The following is a 14,014-nucleotide window of genomic DNA, read 5'->3' on the forward strand; positions in this document are numbered from 1 at the left end:
CATGGGTTACAGGTACCGGGGGGCCCGAATCCCGAGCAGCCCGAGACCGTTACGGAGGGCGACGCCGGCGGCGGCGGCCTGGCGCAGCCGGTCCCGGTGCCCTGCGGTGGGCAGCTCGTCGCCGCCGGGCAGGGCGGGGTGGGCCGCCTCGGCGCCGAGGAAGGCGCCGGCCAGGACGTCGAGGTGCCGGGCGAGCCGGTCGGGCGCGCGGCGGCGGGCGGCGGTCTCCACGACGGCGGGGAGCTCGCCGATGGCGGCGCGGAGGGCGCCGTCGGTGCGAGTGTGCCGTATGGGCTCGCCGGAGGGGGCGCCGGGGCCCTCGGCGTCGAGGCCGAGGGCGGTGGCGGCGCGGGCGAGGGCGGCGGTACGGGAGTGGGCGTACTGGACACGGAAGAGGGGGTTGGCCTCGCGCCGCAGGAGGAGCTCGGGTCCGAACCGCGGCCGTTGGTGGGCGGGGGTGCGCAGGAAGGCCCAGCGAAGGGCGTCGGCGGGGAAACGAGCGGGCCCGGGCCCGGAGACGTCGCCCGGCAGAGCCCGCACGGCAACGGCTTCCCCTTCTCCCCCCGCCTCCTCCCCCACGGCAGCACCGGCGGCGAGGAGCAGCCGCCGAAGGGTGTCGGCGAGCACGCGGGCACGGGGGTGATCGTCGGCGACGAGGACGTACGAGGCCCCGCGGAGGAAGTCCCCGCTCCCGAAGAGCGCGCCGGCGGCGAGCGCGTCCTCGATCGGATCGGGGCCGGCGCTCAGGGTGATGTTGAGGAACCCGGGCCCGGTGACGGTCACGGCGGCGATCCCGGGCTGCGCGGCGAGCCGGTCGCGCAGCAGGGCGGCGACGTCGAGGGGATCGCGCCCGGCGGCGTGGGCGAGCTGCAGCGCGGCGTTGGTCGCGTAGTCCCCACATCCCCCGGGCCGCGGCCTCTCCACGACGACACGCGCCGGCACGGGTGCGCCGAACTCACGCACCGCGGCGGATCGCACCGTACGCAACACGGTGCCGGTGAGCTCTGCGGGGTCCACGGGACCAGCGTACGAGAGGCATGGCGGGGGGAGGCGAACCCTTTTACCGGACTCGTCCCCGGGTCAGCACACCGGAGACCCGGCGGGCTCCGCGTCGTCGGCTGCATCCCCGGCGACCGACTCCCCCACCCGCTGCGAGCCCCGCCGCGCAGCCAGCCGCCGCACGACCCGGACCAGATCGACCGGCTCGAAGGGCTTCGCCACGAACGCGTCCACCCCGGCCGCCCGCCCCGCCTCGGCCTCAAGCTCACTGCACCCGCTGACCACCGCTATCGGCAGCTCCCGCGTCCGCGGATCGGCCCGCAACCGGGCCGCGGTCCGCAGGCCGTCGAGCCGGGGCATGACGATGTCGAGCGTCACCACATCGGGACGCACCCGATGGACGGCTTCCAGACACTCGGCACCATCGGCCGCGGTCACGACCTCGAAACCTTCAAGTTCGAGATTGACCCTGATCAACTGCCGGATCACCTTGTTGTCATCGACGACAAGGACCCGACCGGACAAGCCAGGCACAGGGAAAAGCCTAGGCGCGCCCGCCCCCCTACGTCCGGCTTTTGGACACTTCCGCCCCTGACCTGCACACACACCCCGCCCCCCACCCCCAAAACCCGGTGGCCGACCACCCCCGGGAAGCTGGTAGGGTTCTACCCGTCACCGCACCACCACGCGGAGACACGCCCCCGTAGCTCAGGGGATAGAGCAACGGCCTCCGGAGCCGTGTGCGCAGGTTCGAATCCTGCCGGGGGCACCCAGGATGAGGTGCCCAAGACCCCGTGACCAGCGCAAGCGCTGAGTACGGGGTCTTCGTACGTATGCAGCCGAAGGCCGCCGCATGCGGCTCCATGTGGCTCGGCAAAGGCTCACCGTCGATGACGCACCCGAGCGAGACCTGCACGTAGCGCAGGTAGCCACGCACGTCGCGCATGAGTCGCTCGCGATTGTCAGCACCTCCGTGTCATGGCCCTGGTGGTCAGGATCGCCCGACTGGCCGGTCAGGGGAAGTAGCACTCAAGGTTGCCGCGGCGGCGGACGTCGAGGGTGGCGCAGTGGAATGAGCCCCCGAAGGGCGCGTAGTGCAGGAGGTCACAGGGGATGGGTTCGAAGCCCCATCCCTCAAGGGCGCGCATCATGCGGGTGTGGTGCCGTTCCGCGATCACGCGTTCGCCGTCCACTACGAGTACGTTCATGTTCAGCCATTTGCCGCACATGGAGGTGATCTTGAGCAGGCGCTCGGGGAGCGGGTCGGGTTCGGGGGCGACCAGTACCTCCCATTCCCTCAGGATCTCGGGCAGCCTGTCGACGTCGATGTACTCGGGGTTGACCAGGACCTTGCCCGGGGCGAGCGGAAGGAACGTCGTGTCGATGTGCATGGGTGTGCGGCACCGGCTCTCGATCTCGTGTATGCGGTAGTCGCGGCCGAGGTGGCGGCGCAGCCATTCGATGCCCGTGCGGTTGGTGACGTTGCTCCGCTGGACGAACAGGTCGCGGCCCGCGCGTACGAAGTCCGCGGCATCGAACGCAGGTTCGAACTCGGTGGTGAGGTAGCGGAGTGGTTCCCCGGCTGCGGGGACGCGGTAGTCCTCGTCGAACAGAGCGGAGGTGAGCTGTGGTTTCGGCGCCGCTGTCCAGCGTGCGCCACGCCGGAAGTAGTCCGTGACGAGCGAGCGGTAGGAGAAGGTCTCGTAGTATCGGCACGGCCAGGCCATCGGGGCCTCGATGATCTCGTCGCCGATCACCAGCAGGCTGTCGCGCGGGCAGCTGTTGGCGAATCCGCGTGACGCCCAGTCGGGGGTGGCATAGCGTCGGCGGTGGTCGACCGGGTCGGGGCGTCGGACGGTCACCCCGAGGGATTGCAGAAGGGCGATGAACCGATCGAGCTCATGCTGCGCCGGCTCGATCATGGCGTGAGGGTAACGGAAACCAGCGGCCAGGCCCTGCAGCCGCCCGGCCCACGCCGGGACGTTGCAGGTAACAATCGGATGCCTTGAGGGGAACGTCGCACCCTCCAGACGTCCGACGACGACCTCCTCCAACGGGTCCCACTCGTTGTGCGAACAGACTGGAGGCCCAAGGGACTGCACACTGTCGTCAGCAGTAGCATTCGACGGCAATGACATCGGGGCGGCTCCCATCATCCCAGCCGGCGCCTCCGTTCCGCGGCCTGGCACGCCGGGGGGCGCGGGTAGTCCCCGTACAACCACCATGAGGGATCGTGCCTCGCTCCGCGAGACCGGCGGACCGCACCTGGGGAGTGACCAATGCAGACGGGCCCGGTCGAGTAGAGCCCCTCGTGGAGACGTCGCCACGGCCGCGCCACCTGCAGCGCAGACCTCCCCCGCCACAACCGCTGACCCGCCGGCGCGGGCCGTCCACGAGAGTCCGCGCCAAGGTCCGTGAGCTTCCACGACCCGGGAGGGGATGGGAGGTAGGATAGGTAGCATGAGTGAGCCTACCTCGAAGTACTCGATCACCATGCCCCGCGACATCGCGGAAGCCGCCAAGGCCCGTAGCGGCCCCTCCGGCCTGTCCGCGTACGTCGCGGCCGCCGTCGCCAGGCAGGTCGAACGAGACAACCTCAACGAGCTCATCGCCGTCGCCGAGGCCGAGCACGGCTCCATCACCGACGAGGAGATCCAGGCCCTGCGCGACCAACTGCACCAGGCCGGGCAGACGCAGGGCGGAGCAGACGCCGCGTGACCCGCTCCCCCGCCGTACCCGGCGGCACTCTGGTCCTCGACAGCGAGGGCCTGGCCAAGGCCGTCCAGCGCGACCGCACCGTCACCGCCTGGCTCGCCCTCGCCCGCGCCGACGATCTGCGCGTGATCACATCCGCGGCGACCCTCGTCGAGGTGGTCCACCCGCGCATCAACCGCCCGGCCCTGGAGTGGACGCTCTCCCGACTCACCATTGAACCGGTCACTGAGCCGATCGCCCGCCACGCCGCCGTTCTCCTCGCTGACGCCGGCCTACACGGCCACAAGCACGCCATCGACTCCATGCTCAGCGCCACCGCCCTCGCTGCCCCGGGGCCCGTCACCGTGCTCACCTCCGACCCCGAAGACCTCACCGCGCTCTGCGGAGCAGGCGTCACCGTCATCAAGATCTGACGTCTTGGCGCCTTGGCGAGGGTGATCGTGGAGACGTGACATGCCCGGATTCAAGCCGAGGTGCCAGAGCTCGCCGCGAAACTGGCGACGTGATGCCTGCGCGTATGGACGACGCCCGGCCTCCGACACCGACAGTGTCGACATACCGGTCTTGTTTCGCGACAAACCTGCTGGCCGACCATGGAAGCAGTGGCGCACTGCAACCGAGGTCCGCTCGACGACCATCGCGCACACCTACATCAAGCCCCGCACCCCGCGGCTGAACGGCAAGGCGGAGCGCTCGCACCGGATCGATGCGGAGGAGTTCTACCGGCTCCTGAACGGGGTCATCATCGACGACGCCGAGGTCTTCAACGACAAGCTGCGCGAGTGGGAGGACTACGACAATTACCATCGCCCCCACGGCGGCCTCCGCGGCCAGACCCGTACGAAAGACTCAAGCAGAAGACCACCAGTCAGGCGTGACCCAGGCGTAAGCGATCACCGGCGGTCGCACACTGATGCTCTTCAGGGATACCCGCGGATCGGAGTATCACGGGACCATGAACCTGTCCGAAGCTGAAGCCCGCCAAAGACTGCGCAACGCACGCGTCCTACGCCTGGCGACGGTTGACGCGGAAGGTACGCCGCACCAGGTGCCGGCCACCTTCGCGACTCGGGGCGACGACACGCTAGTGACGGCCGTTGACCTCAAGCCCAAGCGCCACACGAACCTTCGACGGCTCCGGAACATCAGGGAAAACCGCAGGGTATGTGCGCTGGTAGACGAGTACTCCGACGACTGGACACAGCTCTGGTGGGTACGTGCCGACGGCTTCGCCCGGATCCTGGATGGCGTCGACCGTGAGGCTCCGCTTGAGAGTCTCGCAGCGAAGTATCCCCAGTATGAACGCGATCGACCAGACGGCCCGGTTATCGAGATCACGGTGACTCGCGTGACCGGTTGGGCCAGCAAGCGACCTTGACGGGATGGACCCGGACGGCTGTACGCCTGCTTGGGTGTCCAGGTAGGGCGGGAGGCGCACACTCGGCGGCCGCGGGGGCAGGCCAGGCGCCGACCCGGGCGCCTCCGGTGAGCCGGCCGCGGCCTGCAGGGACGTGCCGGGGGCGGGGACGTTGAGGTTGCCGCGTCCCCGGCCGAGGCTGAGGATCGGTCCGCCGATCGCCCGGATGAGGTCGACGTGGTCGGGCTTCAGGTCGCCGAAGGTCGGAGGCCGCGGGCCGCGGGCCGCCGGACACCGGCCGTCGCCGCGGGCGGGGGCGGGTCACGCGGGCCTGTCGGGTGCCGTGGTCCTGCCGTGGACGACGAGGGCCCGGAGCAGGCAGGCGAGGGCGGCGCCGGCGGCGAGGGTGCGGACGGTGTTCCAGGCCACCCACCGGTCCTCGAAGGCGGCGCGGACGGCGGCGGGGTCGTGCAGGGTCTCGGGGTCGCCTGCCGCTGCCAGTTCGTCGTTGAGCGGGACGTTGATGCCCATGGTGACGGCGAAGGCGCCGGCGTAGAGCGCCAGGGCGGTGACGATCCACATCAGGACCGCGCGCCGGTCGCGGGCCAGGTGCAGCGTCGCGGCCAGGGCGGTCAGTGCGAGGGCGCCGAAGAAGCTGGGCGCGAACCAGGCGTTGCGCACGGTTGCGTTGATCCACTGCATGGTGTCGATGAAGGTGCGGTCGTCGACGCGGGCCAGGCCGATCATGACCGAGCAGGCGTAGGCGTAGAAGAAGCCCGCGATGAGAGCCATGGCCGTGGTCGCCAGGGTCAGTGTCCACCCGCGGGCGGCGCGTGCAGCTCGGGAGGGGGGATAGCGGGTCGGCGAGGCGGTCGGAACGGGGGTGAGCGTCTGGGTCACGGCGACCTCCGGATAGAATCGAACCGCTGGGTACGGATTTAATCGTACGCGGCGGTTCGGATAATGCAACACCGAGAGGTGGTACCCGATGACGGCAGACAGGCCGGGCCGCCGTGGCAGGCCGCGCGCAGGCGAGCAGGCGGCCCGGCGGCAGGCCGTACTGGAGGCCGCGCTCGCCGAACTGCTGGAACACGGCGTCGGAGGCATGACGATGCAGGCGGTCGCCGCCCGCGCCGGATCGTCGAAGGAGAGCCTCTACGCCTGGTTCGGCAACCGCCAGGGCGTGCTCGCCGCACTCATCGAACAGCAGGCCCACGACGTCAACGCCGCCGTCGCCGCGGCGGTCGACCGCCCCGCGGAACCACCGCGCACCACCCTCCTGGCCATCGCGCGCAACCTGCTGACACTCCTCGTCGGCGACGTCTCCGTGGCGCTGAACCGAGCGGCCATGACCTCGCCGGAGCTGGCCGCGCTCCTGCTGCGCCACGGCCGGCACGCCACCGGCCCGCTGGTCGCCGACTACCTGCGCCGGCTCGCCGACGGCGGGCTCCTCCACCTCGACGATGCGGAGGAGGCGTTCCAGCTCTTCTACGGCCTCGTGGTGCGCGATTGGCAGATCCGCGTGCTGCTCGGCGAGGACCCGCCCGGCCGGGACGCCGTTCGCGCCGCCGCGCAGACCGCCGTCGACCGCTTCCTCGCCCTGACCACAGGCCAACGGTGACCGAAGGTCCACGCGGCAACCGCCCGCCCCTCCGCATCCACGGTGGATCTGCCTGAGTCATGGGCTGGATCTGCTCAAGCGGGTAGTTAACCTGGAGTCGCTACGATCGCGTGCCGGCCCTCAGGGCCGAGCAGCGGGGCGGGAGTTCAGGGTGCCGAAGAAAGCCGTCGCGAAGCGGACCGCCACGCGGCGGGCCGCGGCAGCGGGCGGAAGCCCCGACGGCCCGAACGCCGTCGGGCAGCGGGTGCACAGGCTGCGTACGGAGCGTGGCCTCACCCAGCGCGACGTCGCCGAGCCGGCCTACAGCGCGGCGTACATCTCCACGGTCGAGTCCGGCAAGGCACAGCCCTCCGAGAAGGCGCTGCGGCACATCGCCCAGCGGCTCGGCACCTCCTACGAGGAGCTGGTCAGCGGCCGCCCCGCCCATCTCGCCTCCCAGCTCCGCATGCGCCTCACCGAGGCGCAGCGCACGCTGGCCACCGGGGATCCCGCCGACGCCGCCGTCGGGTACACGCAGCTCGTCCGCGAGGCGGAGGAGCTGGGGCTCGCCGACGAGCTCGCGGCCGCTCTGGTCGGCCGGGGGCAGTGCGCGCTGGAGAACGGCCAACTCGACCAGGCGCGGGCGGACTTCGAGCGCGCGGAGGCGAGCCTCGTCCGGGCGGGTACGGCCCTGCCCCGGCGTGTCCCGGCCATCCGCGGTCGCGCCCTGACCCACCTCATGGCCGGCGAACTGCGCTACGCCTGCTACCTGCTGGAGAGCACGCTCGACGAACTCAACACGTCCGGACTGCACGACCCGCAGGCGCTGGTGCTGCTCTACACCGCCGTCATCTCCCCCTACATGGACATGGGCGCCCACACCCGGGCCGTCCAGGCCGCCGAACTCGCCCTGGCGCTCGCCCCCGAGGTCTCCGACCCCGCTCTGATCGCGCGGCTCCACCGCGGTGTGGCGCGGACGCTCATCGCCGAGGGCCGCACGGCCGAGGCGGACGCCGCCCTGGCCAGGGCGGCCGAGTCCTACGAACAGCTCCACATCCGCACCGAACTCGCCCACTGCCACTGGATGCGCGGCTACGTCCAGGCCCAGGCGGGAGCACTGGAGGCCGCGGAGGCCGCGCTGCGCACCGCGTACGACATGCTGTCCGCCCGGCGCGCCGCGCTCTACGCCCACCAGGTGGCCGTCGAGCTGGCCGCGGTGCTCCACCGGCAGGGCAGGGACGACGAGGCCGAGGCGCTGCTCCGAGACGTGCTCGCCGGGCTGCGCTCAGCGCGCGGGGCGGTCCACGAAGCCGGCGCGCACCGGGTTCTCGGCCTGATCGCCGAACGACGCGGCGACACCTCGGGAGCCGAAGCGCACTACACCGGCGCGATGGGCCTGCTGGAGCAGGCCGGGGCGACCGGGGACCTCGCGGACCTGTGCCTGCTGTTCGGGGACCTGCTGCGCAGAACGGGCAAGGCCGAGGCCGCCCTCGACACCTACCGGGCCGGACTGAGCCACCAGGCGAAACCCGGAACCACGACGCTCGGACCGGCCCCGGCCCCGCCCTTCTGAGCCCGCCCCGACTCCCCCGCGGCGGGTTGTCAGGCTCGCGTCACGCCGCTAGCTTAACTCTCCAAGCCAGTTGACTTAACTCGCGACTTACAGCGGCCCGGAAGCCCCGTGCGCCGAGGTCGCGGCAGAGCACAGCCCGTCAACGGCCGTGACCCACCCCGGATTCGGCCGTCACCCCCACAATCGACGGACATGGAGGGCGCTCATGCGCCGCAAGGGTTCCATCTTGCTGACCGCGGCCGTGCTGTGCGTAGCGGGAGTCGCCGCCGCACCCGTACCCGCCGGAGCGGAGCCTGACGACTCCCCGGAGGCGACCGAGCAGCGGGAGGTGTTCTCGCCGGACGGCACGATCACCCGCGTCGACATACCCGAGCAGGCCGAGGCCGCTCCCACCCGCGCCGACGTCCGGGCGGCCGCGGCCGCCGAGGTCGTCCCCATCCAGGACACCGGGTCCCCCGACGCGCGCTTCGACCTGACGATCGTGGGCGACGGCTACACCGCCGCCGAAATGGGTCTCCTGCGTCAGCAGGCCCAGGCGAAGTGGGACGAGATCGCCGCCACGGCGCCGTGGGACAAGCACCGCAACCACGTCAACGTATGGCTCGTCAACGTCGTCTCCAACCAGTCCGGCGTGGACAACGACCCCACCCAGGGCGTCAACCGCGACACCGCCCTGGACATGGGCTTCTTCTGCGGCGGCATCGAGCGGCTGCTGTGCCTCAGCGAGGCGAAGGCCCAGGCGTACGCGGCCGAGGCCCCGGAAGCCGACGCCATCGTCGCCCTCGGCAACACCACCAAGTACGGCGGCGCCGGCTACCCCAGCCTCGCCACCGTCGCCGGCGGCAACGCGCAGGCCGGACGCATCGCGATCCACGAACTCGGCCACTCCGTCGGCGGCCTGGCCGACGAGTACTACACGCCGGGCACCACCTACCCCGGCGGCGAACCCGGGGAACCCAACGTCACCGCCGATCCGGCCGGGTCCAAGTGGGCGTCGTACCTCGGGCAGAGCACCCCCGACGGCGGCGTCATCGGGGCGTACGAAGGCGGCAGCCAGTACGAGCACGGCATCTACCGGCCCTCGCAGGACTCCCTCATGCGCAGCCTCGACAAACCCTTCAACCTCGTCGGCCTGTCCGTGATGGACGAGGCCATCGGCTCCGAGATCGAGGCGGCGGCACCCGGCAACCGGTAGGCGGGCCGCCGCGCACCGGAACACGAGGAAGGGGTGGTCTCACCGAGACCACCCCTGACGTGTACGGGGCGCCGGGCTGCCCGCACGCTAGACGAGGGACAGTTCGAACCCCAGGGACACCTGGCCGTCGGGAGCGCGGTTCCACCCGCACGCCGTCACATCGGTGATCTCGGGGTCGAGGGTCACCGTTCTGTCGATGTCCTCGGTGTCCTCGATGAACACGGCCCAGTTGCCCTCGTAGTTGTTGGTGTGTCCCGTCACCGAGACGAACCACTGGGTCGGGCCGGTGGAGCTGCCCTCCAGCCGGATCGTGTCACCGGGCTCGACGAACGTCTGGTCGCCGCATGCCAGGGCGGACGGCGACAGCGTCGCCGTGTCCGGGCCGATGTCCGTCACCGCGTCGGGACTGGTCGAGGTGAGCGACATGCGGTAGTTGGCGCTGCTGAAGAACCCGACCTTCTTGATCTGGTCGATGCCGAGGCAGGCGCGGTAGTGGAAGTCCTCGCCCCCGGTCGCGGTGACGGTCTCGTCGACCGGCACCGGCTGCCCGCTGAGCGAACCGGCGTCCACCCGGAGGAGCTCGGTCTCCGCTCCGCCCGGGGCGGCGGACCGGTGCACGGTCCACTCGCCGGTGCCGTAGGTGAGGAATCCGGTCAGCTCCACGCCGTTGTCAGACCGCACCTGGTCGGTGCACCGGACGTCGCCGACGCCCAGGGTCTGGCCCGACCCGCCGGCGGCGCCGGCCGACGTGGTGGCCGCGCTGATCGCGATCAGCGCCCCCACCGCGACGGCGACGGTCGCGATCCGTCTTCGTAACCTCATCAGTGCTCCGTTCGGAAGTCGGACCCGCCGTGCGGCAGGGACGCACGGCGGGGTGGTGGTTTCCCGTGCAGCCGAATACGGGCCCCGCGGAGGGACCGTTCACACCGATCAACCGCGGGCCCGGAGACCGTCTGGCCCGGTGGCGGAGGGCGCGGTGCCGGCGAGCGGAAGGCGGGGTGTCAGCGAGCGGCCGTCGGACTCTCCGGTGTGGCCGCCCCGGCCGTCTCCTCCAGCGGTGGCGGCGGTCGCGGAGGGCCCCCAAGGCGCCTCACCGCCCGCCGGGGCCGTCGCGTGGGACCCGGGGCGAGACCACTACCAGAAATGATCCCGATGTCCACGGAGAGTGCACAGTAGAGTGCGTGGCTGAACCGCGCGCGGAGGTGAAGATGGGCACGAAGCGGTATCGGCAGATGTGCGCTGTCGCGGCGGCGCTCGACATCGTCGGGGAGCGGTGGACGCTCCTCATCATTCGTGACCTCCTCACCGGACCGAAGCGCTACAACCAGCTCCTCGGGGAGACTCTGGTCGGTATCGGACCGAATCTCCTCGCCTCGCGACTGCAGATGCTGACCGACGAGGGCCTGATCGAACGGGAGCCGGTCCCCGGCGACGGCCGGGGAGTCGAGTACCGGCTGACCGAGAGCGGTGAGGCGCTCAGGCCGGTCATCCTGGGTCTGGCCTCATGGGGCCTGTCGCACATCACCACGTACGAGCCCGCGGATCGGGTGCGGGCCGAGTGGGGTGTGGTGGCGGTGGAGGCGATGGTGGCGGCCGGGCCGGCGCCGGAAGTCGACGAGGCGTACGAGTTCCACATCGGGAACGAGGTCTTCTCCGTGTCGTGCGAGAACGGGACCGCCGGCGTCGTCGAAGGATCCGCCCCGCGGGAGCCGGCGCTGATCGTCGACTCCGATCCGGAGACGTTCATACGCACAGGGACCGGACAGGTCAGCCCCCTCGACGCGGTGCTGTCGGGGAAGATGTCGATCAGCGGCGACTCGATGGCGCTGGCGCGCTGTCTGAGGCTCCTGGGCCTCAGCCTCCAGTCGGGCGGGGACGAGCCGCCGGCCGGCGAGGGTCTCGTCGGGGCGGTGTCCTAGCCTCAGGCTCTCGCGGGCCGGAGTTCGAGACCGGCGGCGGGCAACGGCCAGGCGTTCGTTATGGGTGCGCAGCGTTCTTTCAGAATGGCCCTGCAGCGTCACGCCCGAACAACGAGCATCCCGGCATCAGGTCACCGGCGGCTTTACTGTGCGGATTTCGCGCATTCCTCGGCGAAACTGTGCAGGGTTACCCGCCAGCCTTCCCCGTAATCACAGTCCGGGGGGAGCAGTGACGGGTCGACATTCTCCCAGCCGGTGTGTTCGACCGACACGCGTGTCGACCGGTCGGCGACCTTCTCAAAAGTCAGCTCGACATAGGTCGCGGCTCCCGGAATGACATCCCAGCGAAGCATGAACCCGTCCGGCGGGTTCCAGCTCGTGATCACACCCCAGTCGTGTTCGCCGTCCGCCCGGACCTCGTACATACGGCCGCCGACATGCCTCTCCACGACGACTTCCTTGATCTGGCCCTGCCCCAGCGAGTAGGACTGCAGCGGCCACCAGTCCGCCACCCGGCCGACGAAGGTCGAGAATGCCGACTCCTGACTGCAGTTCACCACGACACTCGCCCGCACGACGCGCTGGTCGGCTTCGAGACTCGGGTGCCTAGCGTTTCCTGAGCTCATCCACCTAGCCCTCGATGTTGTTCGGCAACGGCGAGCGTCCTGGGCGTCTGGGCGTATGTCCGCTTCGCCTTCGGGCTTGACCACGCCGTCCGACGGGCCGGCTCATCGGGTTCGTACCCTCGACTCCCCTGCTCAGCAGGGCAGTCGCCGACGCCGCTCGGCTCACTCGACGGCCCGCGACGCCGCCAGGATAGCGCCCGTGCGCTAGCCGGGCAGCCCTCCCTCGGGATCTGCCGACTCGTCGCCGCGGTCGCCTTCGCCGTGCGTGTCGGTCTCGGATTCCTCCGCGATTTCCTTGGCAAGCGCGAGGCTGTTGGACCAGAGGTTGGTGAAGTACCGGTGCAGTATGGCGAGCCCGTCGGCCCGCGTGCGGTAGAGCCGGTTTCTTCCGGCGCGGCGTTCCTCGACAAGTCCCGCCTCCTTGAGCACGCGAAGGTGTTGCGAGACGGCCTGGCGGGTGACCGTGAAGTGTTCCGCGATCTCACCGGCGGACATCTCCCTGGTAGCCACCAGTTCGAGCATGGTGCGGCGGTTTTCGTCGGAGAACGCCCGCAGGACCGCGGAGGTCGACACGTCATCGGCCGACGCTTCTTCCGGCTGGTTCGAAAGCCTCATCATGGTCAGGCGCCGCCATCTTCTGCTGTCGGATGACCAGTACGGCAACAATCGCCCCGACGACACTGAGCACACCGATACCGACCAACGCGGGACCAATCCCCTCGGCCATACTAGCAGCCGTGCCGTAGTCCCCGAATGCGGCGAACCAGGCGGTCACCATCGCGACGCCGAATACCGCGCCGACGTACGCGAACGTCTCACTGGATCCGGAAGCCATCCCGGCCTGCTTGGGAGTTACCGACCGCATCACCGCGGACGAGACCGAGGGAAACGCGATCGCGGTGCCGGCGCCGGCGAAGAGGAGCGGAAGCCACAGACTGCCGTATCCCACCGGGGAGTCGGACATCTCCCAGCCGATCCACAGAAATGCCACGCCCGGCAGCAGAAGGCCGACGGTGACCAGGTAGCGCTCACCGATCCTGTCCGCCAGTTGGCCGACGAACGGGGAGATCACCAGGGTCAGCGCCGTCCACGGCAGCAGGCGTACACCGACCTCGACGGGACTGTTCCCCAGGCCGAGCTGGATGTACTGGGTGAGGAGGAACGCGGGGCCGAACATCCCCGCGTTGAGGATGAAGTTGGAGACACATCCCGCGGACACGTTCAGGTTCCGGAACAGGCTGATGCTGATCATGGGCTCCGACACCCGGCGCTCCCACAGGACGAAGCACACGAGCAGGAGCGGCCCCACGACGAGCCCGCCGAGGATCGTGACCTCCGTCCACTCCCGCTCCGGACCGCGGATCAGCGCCTGCACGATGAGCAGGACCGCGGAGGTGGCCATGAGGAGACCGACGGGGTCGATCTTCCGCGAGCCGCCGAAGGACTCGGGCACGTGCATGCGGGCAAGGGCGATGACGCCGAGCCCGATGGGCACGTTCAGCCAGAAGATCCAGTGCCAACTGAAGCCCTGGATGATCGCGCCGCCGACGACCGGTCCGGACGCGACCGCGATGCCGATGACGCCGCCCCAGATGCCGATGGCCTTTCCCCGCTCCTCGGGCGGGGTCACCGAGGTGATGAGCGCGAGGGTCAGCGGGAGCACGACCCCGCCGCCGACGCCCTGCACGACGCGTGCGCCGATGAGGAACCCCAGCGACGGGCTGACGGCACACAGGATGGAGCCGACGGTGAACACCGTCAGGCCGATCGAGAACACCCGCAGCCGGCCGAAGCGGTCGGCCAGGGTCGTACCCGTGAGGATCAGCGAGGCGAAGGCCAACGTGTACGCGTTGACCGCCCAGCTCAGATTGCCCGCGTCACCGCCGAGATCCTCGTGCAGCGTCGGCAGCGCGGTCGCCACGACCAGGTTGTCCAGACTCACCATGAAGTTGGTGAGTGCGGCCAGCGCGATCGTCCAGGCCACCTGCCGTTGGGGGAACGTGTCTCGTGCCGGCTGCATCAACTCTGCT

16 protein-coding genes and 1 tRNA gene are annotated in these 14,014 nt (G+C 70.4%); 9 read left to right on the forward strand and 8 right to left on the reverse strand.

Translation table 11 applies throughout. From position 1 onward, the window contains the following. Positions 1–6: 6 nt before the first annotated feature. The gene (locus O7599_RS11095) at positions 7–1,017 is read right to left on the reverse strand and encodes an arginine--tRNA ligase (protein WP_281621970.1); all 1,011 of its coding nucleotides are present in this window, start codon (positions 1,015–1,017) and stop codon (positions 7–9) included. 63 nt (positions 1,018–1,080) lie between these two features. Next, complete coding sequence (locus O7599_RS11100) at positions 1,081–1,533, reverse strand: response regulator (protein ID WP_281621971.1); 453 nt, start codon at positions 1,531–1,533, stop codon at positions 1,081–1,083. A 163-nt stretch (positions 1,534–1,696) separates the two neighbouring features. Here O7599_RS11100 and O7599_RS11105 point away from each other — a divergent pair. Continuing rightward, a tRNA-Arg gene (locus tag O7599_RS11105) sits at positions 1,697–1,768 on the forward strand. A gap of 244 nt (positions 1,769–2,012) precedes the next feature. Here O7599_RS11105 and O7599_RS11110 read toward each other — a convergent pair. Next, on the reverse strand, positions 2,013–3,137 hold the full coding sequence (locus O7599_RS11110) for an amidinotransferase (protein WP_281621972.1): 1,125 nt from the start codon (positions 3,135–3,137) through the stop codon (positions 2,013–2,015). 322 nt (positions 3,138–3,459) lie between these two features. Here O7599_RS11110 and O7599_RS11115 point away from each other — a divergent pair, with 322 nt between their 5' ends. From O7599_RS11115 to O7599_RS11130, 4 genes are read left to right on the forward strand one after another with little or no spacing between them, the layout of a single operon-like run. Continuing rightward, the gene (locus tag O7599_RS11115; protein WP_281621973.1) at positions 3,460–3,717 is read left to right on the forward strand and encodes a CopG family transcriptional regulator; all 258 of its coding nucleotides are present in this window, start codon (positions 3,460–3,462) and stop codon (positions 3,715–3,717) included. Beyond that, on the forward strand, positions 3,714–4,127 hold the full coding sequence (locus tag O7599_RS11120; RefSeq protein WP_281621974.1) for a PIN domain-containing protein: 414 nt from the start codon (positions 3,714–3,716) through the stop codon (positions 4,125–4,127). The genes O7599_RS11115 and O7599_RS11120 overlap by 4 nt, the downstream gene beginning before the upstream one ends. A gap of 40 nt (positions 4,128–4,167) precedes the next feature. Further along, positions 4,168–4,689 carry an integrase core domain-containing protein gene (locus O7599_RS11125; RefSeq protein WP_281621975.1) on the forward strand — a complete coding sequence of 174 codons (522 nt, stop codon included), beginning with the start codon at positions 4,168–4,170 and terminating at the stop codon, positions 4,687–4,689. Beyond that, complete coding sequence (locus tag O7599_RS11130) at positions 4,670–5,092, forward strand: TIGR03668 family PPOX class F420-dependent oxidoreductase (RefSeq protein WP_281621976.1); 423 nt, start codon at positions 4,670–4,672, stop codon at positions 5,090–5,092. Before O7599_RS11125 ends, O7599_RS11130 begins: the two co-directional genes overlap by 20 nt. Before the next feature lie 300 nt (positions 5,093–5,392). On the opposite strand, the gene O7599_RS11135 is transcribed toward O7599_RS11130, so the two are convergent. After that, complete coding sequence (locus O7599_RS11135) at positions 5,393–5,863, reverse strand: anthrone oxygenase family protein (protein ID WP_281621977.1); 471 nt, start codon at positions 5,861–5,863, stop codon at positions 5,393–5,395. Between the two features lie 196 nt (positions 5,864–6,059). Between O7599_RS11135 and O7599_RS11140 the strand changes: the two genes are divergently transcribed. From O7599_RS11140 to O7599_RS11150, 3 genes are all read left to right on the forward strand, one after another. Further along, entirely contained in the window at positions 6,060–6,692 is a 633-nt protein-coding gene (locus tag O7599_RS11140; RefSeq protein ID WP_281621978.1) for a TetR/AcrR family transcriptional regulator C-terminal domain-containing protein, read from the forward strand. A 244-nt stretch (positions 6,693–6,936) separates the two neighbouring features. Beyond that, positions 6,937–8,244 (forward strand): helix-turn-helix transcriptional regulator, encoded by a 1,308-nt coding sequence (locus tag O7599_RS11145; protein ID WP_281623348.1) that lies wholly within the window; start codon positions 6,937–6,939, stop codon positions 8,242–8,244. A 205-nt stretch (positions 8,245–8,449) separates the two neighbouring features. After that, positions 8,450–9,439: a M64 family metallopeptidase gene (locus tag O7599_RS11150; protein ID WP_281621979.1), complete on the forward strand. Its 990-nt coding sequence runs from the start codon at positions 8,450–8,452 to the stop codon at positions 9,437–9,439. An 87-nt stretch (positions 9,440–9,526) separates the two neighbouring features. Here O7599_RS11150 and O7599_RS11155 read toward each other — a convergent pair whose 3' ends face one another. After that, positions 9,527–10,261 (reverse strand): hypothetical protein, encoded by a 735-nt coding sequence (locus O7599_RS11155; protein WP_281621980.1) that lies wholly within the window; start codon positions 10,259–10,261, stop codon positions 9,527–9,529. A gap of 359 nt (positions 10,262–10,620) precedes the next feature. Here O7599_RS11155 and O7599_RS11160 point away from each other — a divergent pair, with 359 nt between their 5' ends. Continuing rightward, positions 10,621–11,358: a winged helix-turn-helix transcriptional regulator gene (locus tag O7599_RS11160; protein WP_281621981.1), complete on the forward strand. Its 738-nt coding sequence runs from the start codon at positions 10,621–10,623 to the stop codon at positions 11,356–11,358. Positions 11,359–11,501: 143 nt separating this feature from the next. On the opposite strand, the gene O7599_RS11165 is transcribed toward O7599_RS11160, so the two are convergent. From O7599_RS11165 to O7599_RS11175, 3 genes are all read right to left on the reverse strand, one after another. Further along, positions 11,502–11,984, reverse strand: a complete 483-nt coding sequence (locus O7599_RS11165; protein WP_281621982.1) for an SRPBCC domain-containing protein — start codon at positions 11,982–11,984, stop codon at positions 11,502–11,504. A gap of 204 nt (positions 11,985–12,188) precedes the next feature. Continuing rightward, on the reverse strand, positions 12,189–12,602 hold the full coding sequence (locus O7599_RS11170; protein ID WP_281621983.1) for a metalloregulator ArsR/SmtB family transcription factor: 414 nt from the start codon (positions 12,600–12,602) through the stop codon (positions 12,189–12,191). Next, the gene (locus tag O7599_RS11175; RefSeq protein WP_281621984.1) at positions 12,559–14,004 is read right to left on the reverse strand and encodes an MFS transporter; all 1,446 of its coding nucleotides are present in this window, start codon (positions 14,002–14,004) and stop codon (positions 12,559–12,561) included. The genes O7599_RS11170 and O7599_RS11175 overlap by 44 nt, the downstream gene beginning before the upstream one ends. Positions 14,005–14,014: the final 10 nt, after the last annotated feature.

It is taken from the genome of Streptomyces sp. WMMC500 (assembly GCF_027497195.1).
GTDB lineage: Bacteria > Actinomycetota > Actinomycetes > Streptomycetales > Streptomycetaceae > Streptomyces.

Coding starts and splice junctions, on each gene's coding strand:
- O7599_RS11150 (WP_281621979.1), top strand. CDS start 8,450: ATGCGCCGCAAGGGTTCCATCTTGCTGACCGCGGCCGTGCTGTGCGTA.
- O7599_RS11140 (WP_281621978.1), top strand. CDS start 6,060: ATGACGGCAGACAGGCCGGGCCGCCGTGGCAGGCCGCGCGCAGGCGAG.
- O7599_RS11155 (WP_281621980.1), bottom strand. CDS start 10,261: ATGAGGTTACGAAGACGGATCGCGACCGTCGCCGTCGCGGTGGGGGCG.
- O7599_RS11115 (WP_281621973.1), top strand. CDS start 3,460: ATGAGTGAGCCTACCTCGAAGTACTCGATCACCATGCCCCGCGACATC.
- O7599_RS11165 (WP_281621982.1), bottom strand. CDS start 11,984: ATGAGCTCAGGAAACGCTAGGCACCCGAGTCTCGAAGCCGACCAGCGC.
- O7599_RS11130 (WP_281621976.1), top strand. CDS start 4,670: ATGAACCTGTCCGAAGCTGAAGCCCGCCAAAGACTGCGCAACGCACGC.
- O7599_RS11175 (WP_281621984.1), bottom strand. CDS start 14,004: ATGCAGCCGGCACGAGACACGTTCCCCCAACGGCAGGTGGCCTGGACG.
- O7599_RS11110 (WP_281621972.1), bottom strand. CDS start 3,137: ATGTCATTGCCGTCGAATGCTACTGCTGACGACAGTGTGCAGTCCCTT.
- O7599_RS11170 (WP_281621983.1), bottom strand. CDS start 12,602: ATGATGAGGCTTTCGAACCAGCCGGAAGAAGCGTCGGCCGATGACGTG.
- O7599_RS11125 (WP_281621975.1), top strand. CDS start 4,168: ATGCCCGGATTCAAGCCGAGGTGCCAGAGCTCGCCGCGAAACTGGCGA.
- O7599_RS11135 (WP_281621977.1), bottom strand. CDS start 5,863: ATGGCTCTCATCGCGGGCTTCTTCTACGCCTACGCCTGCTCGGTCATG.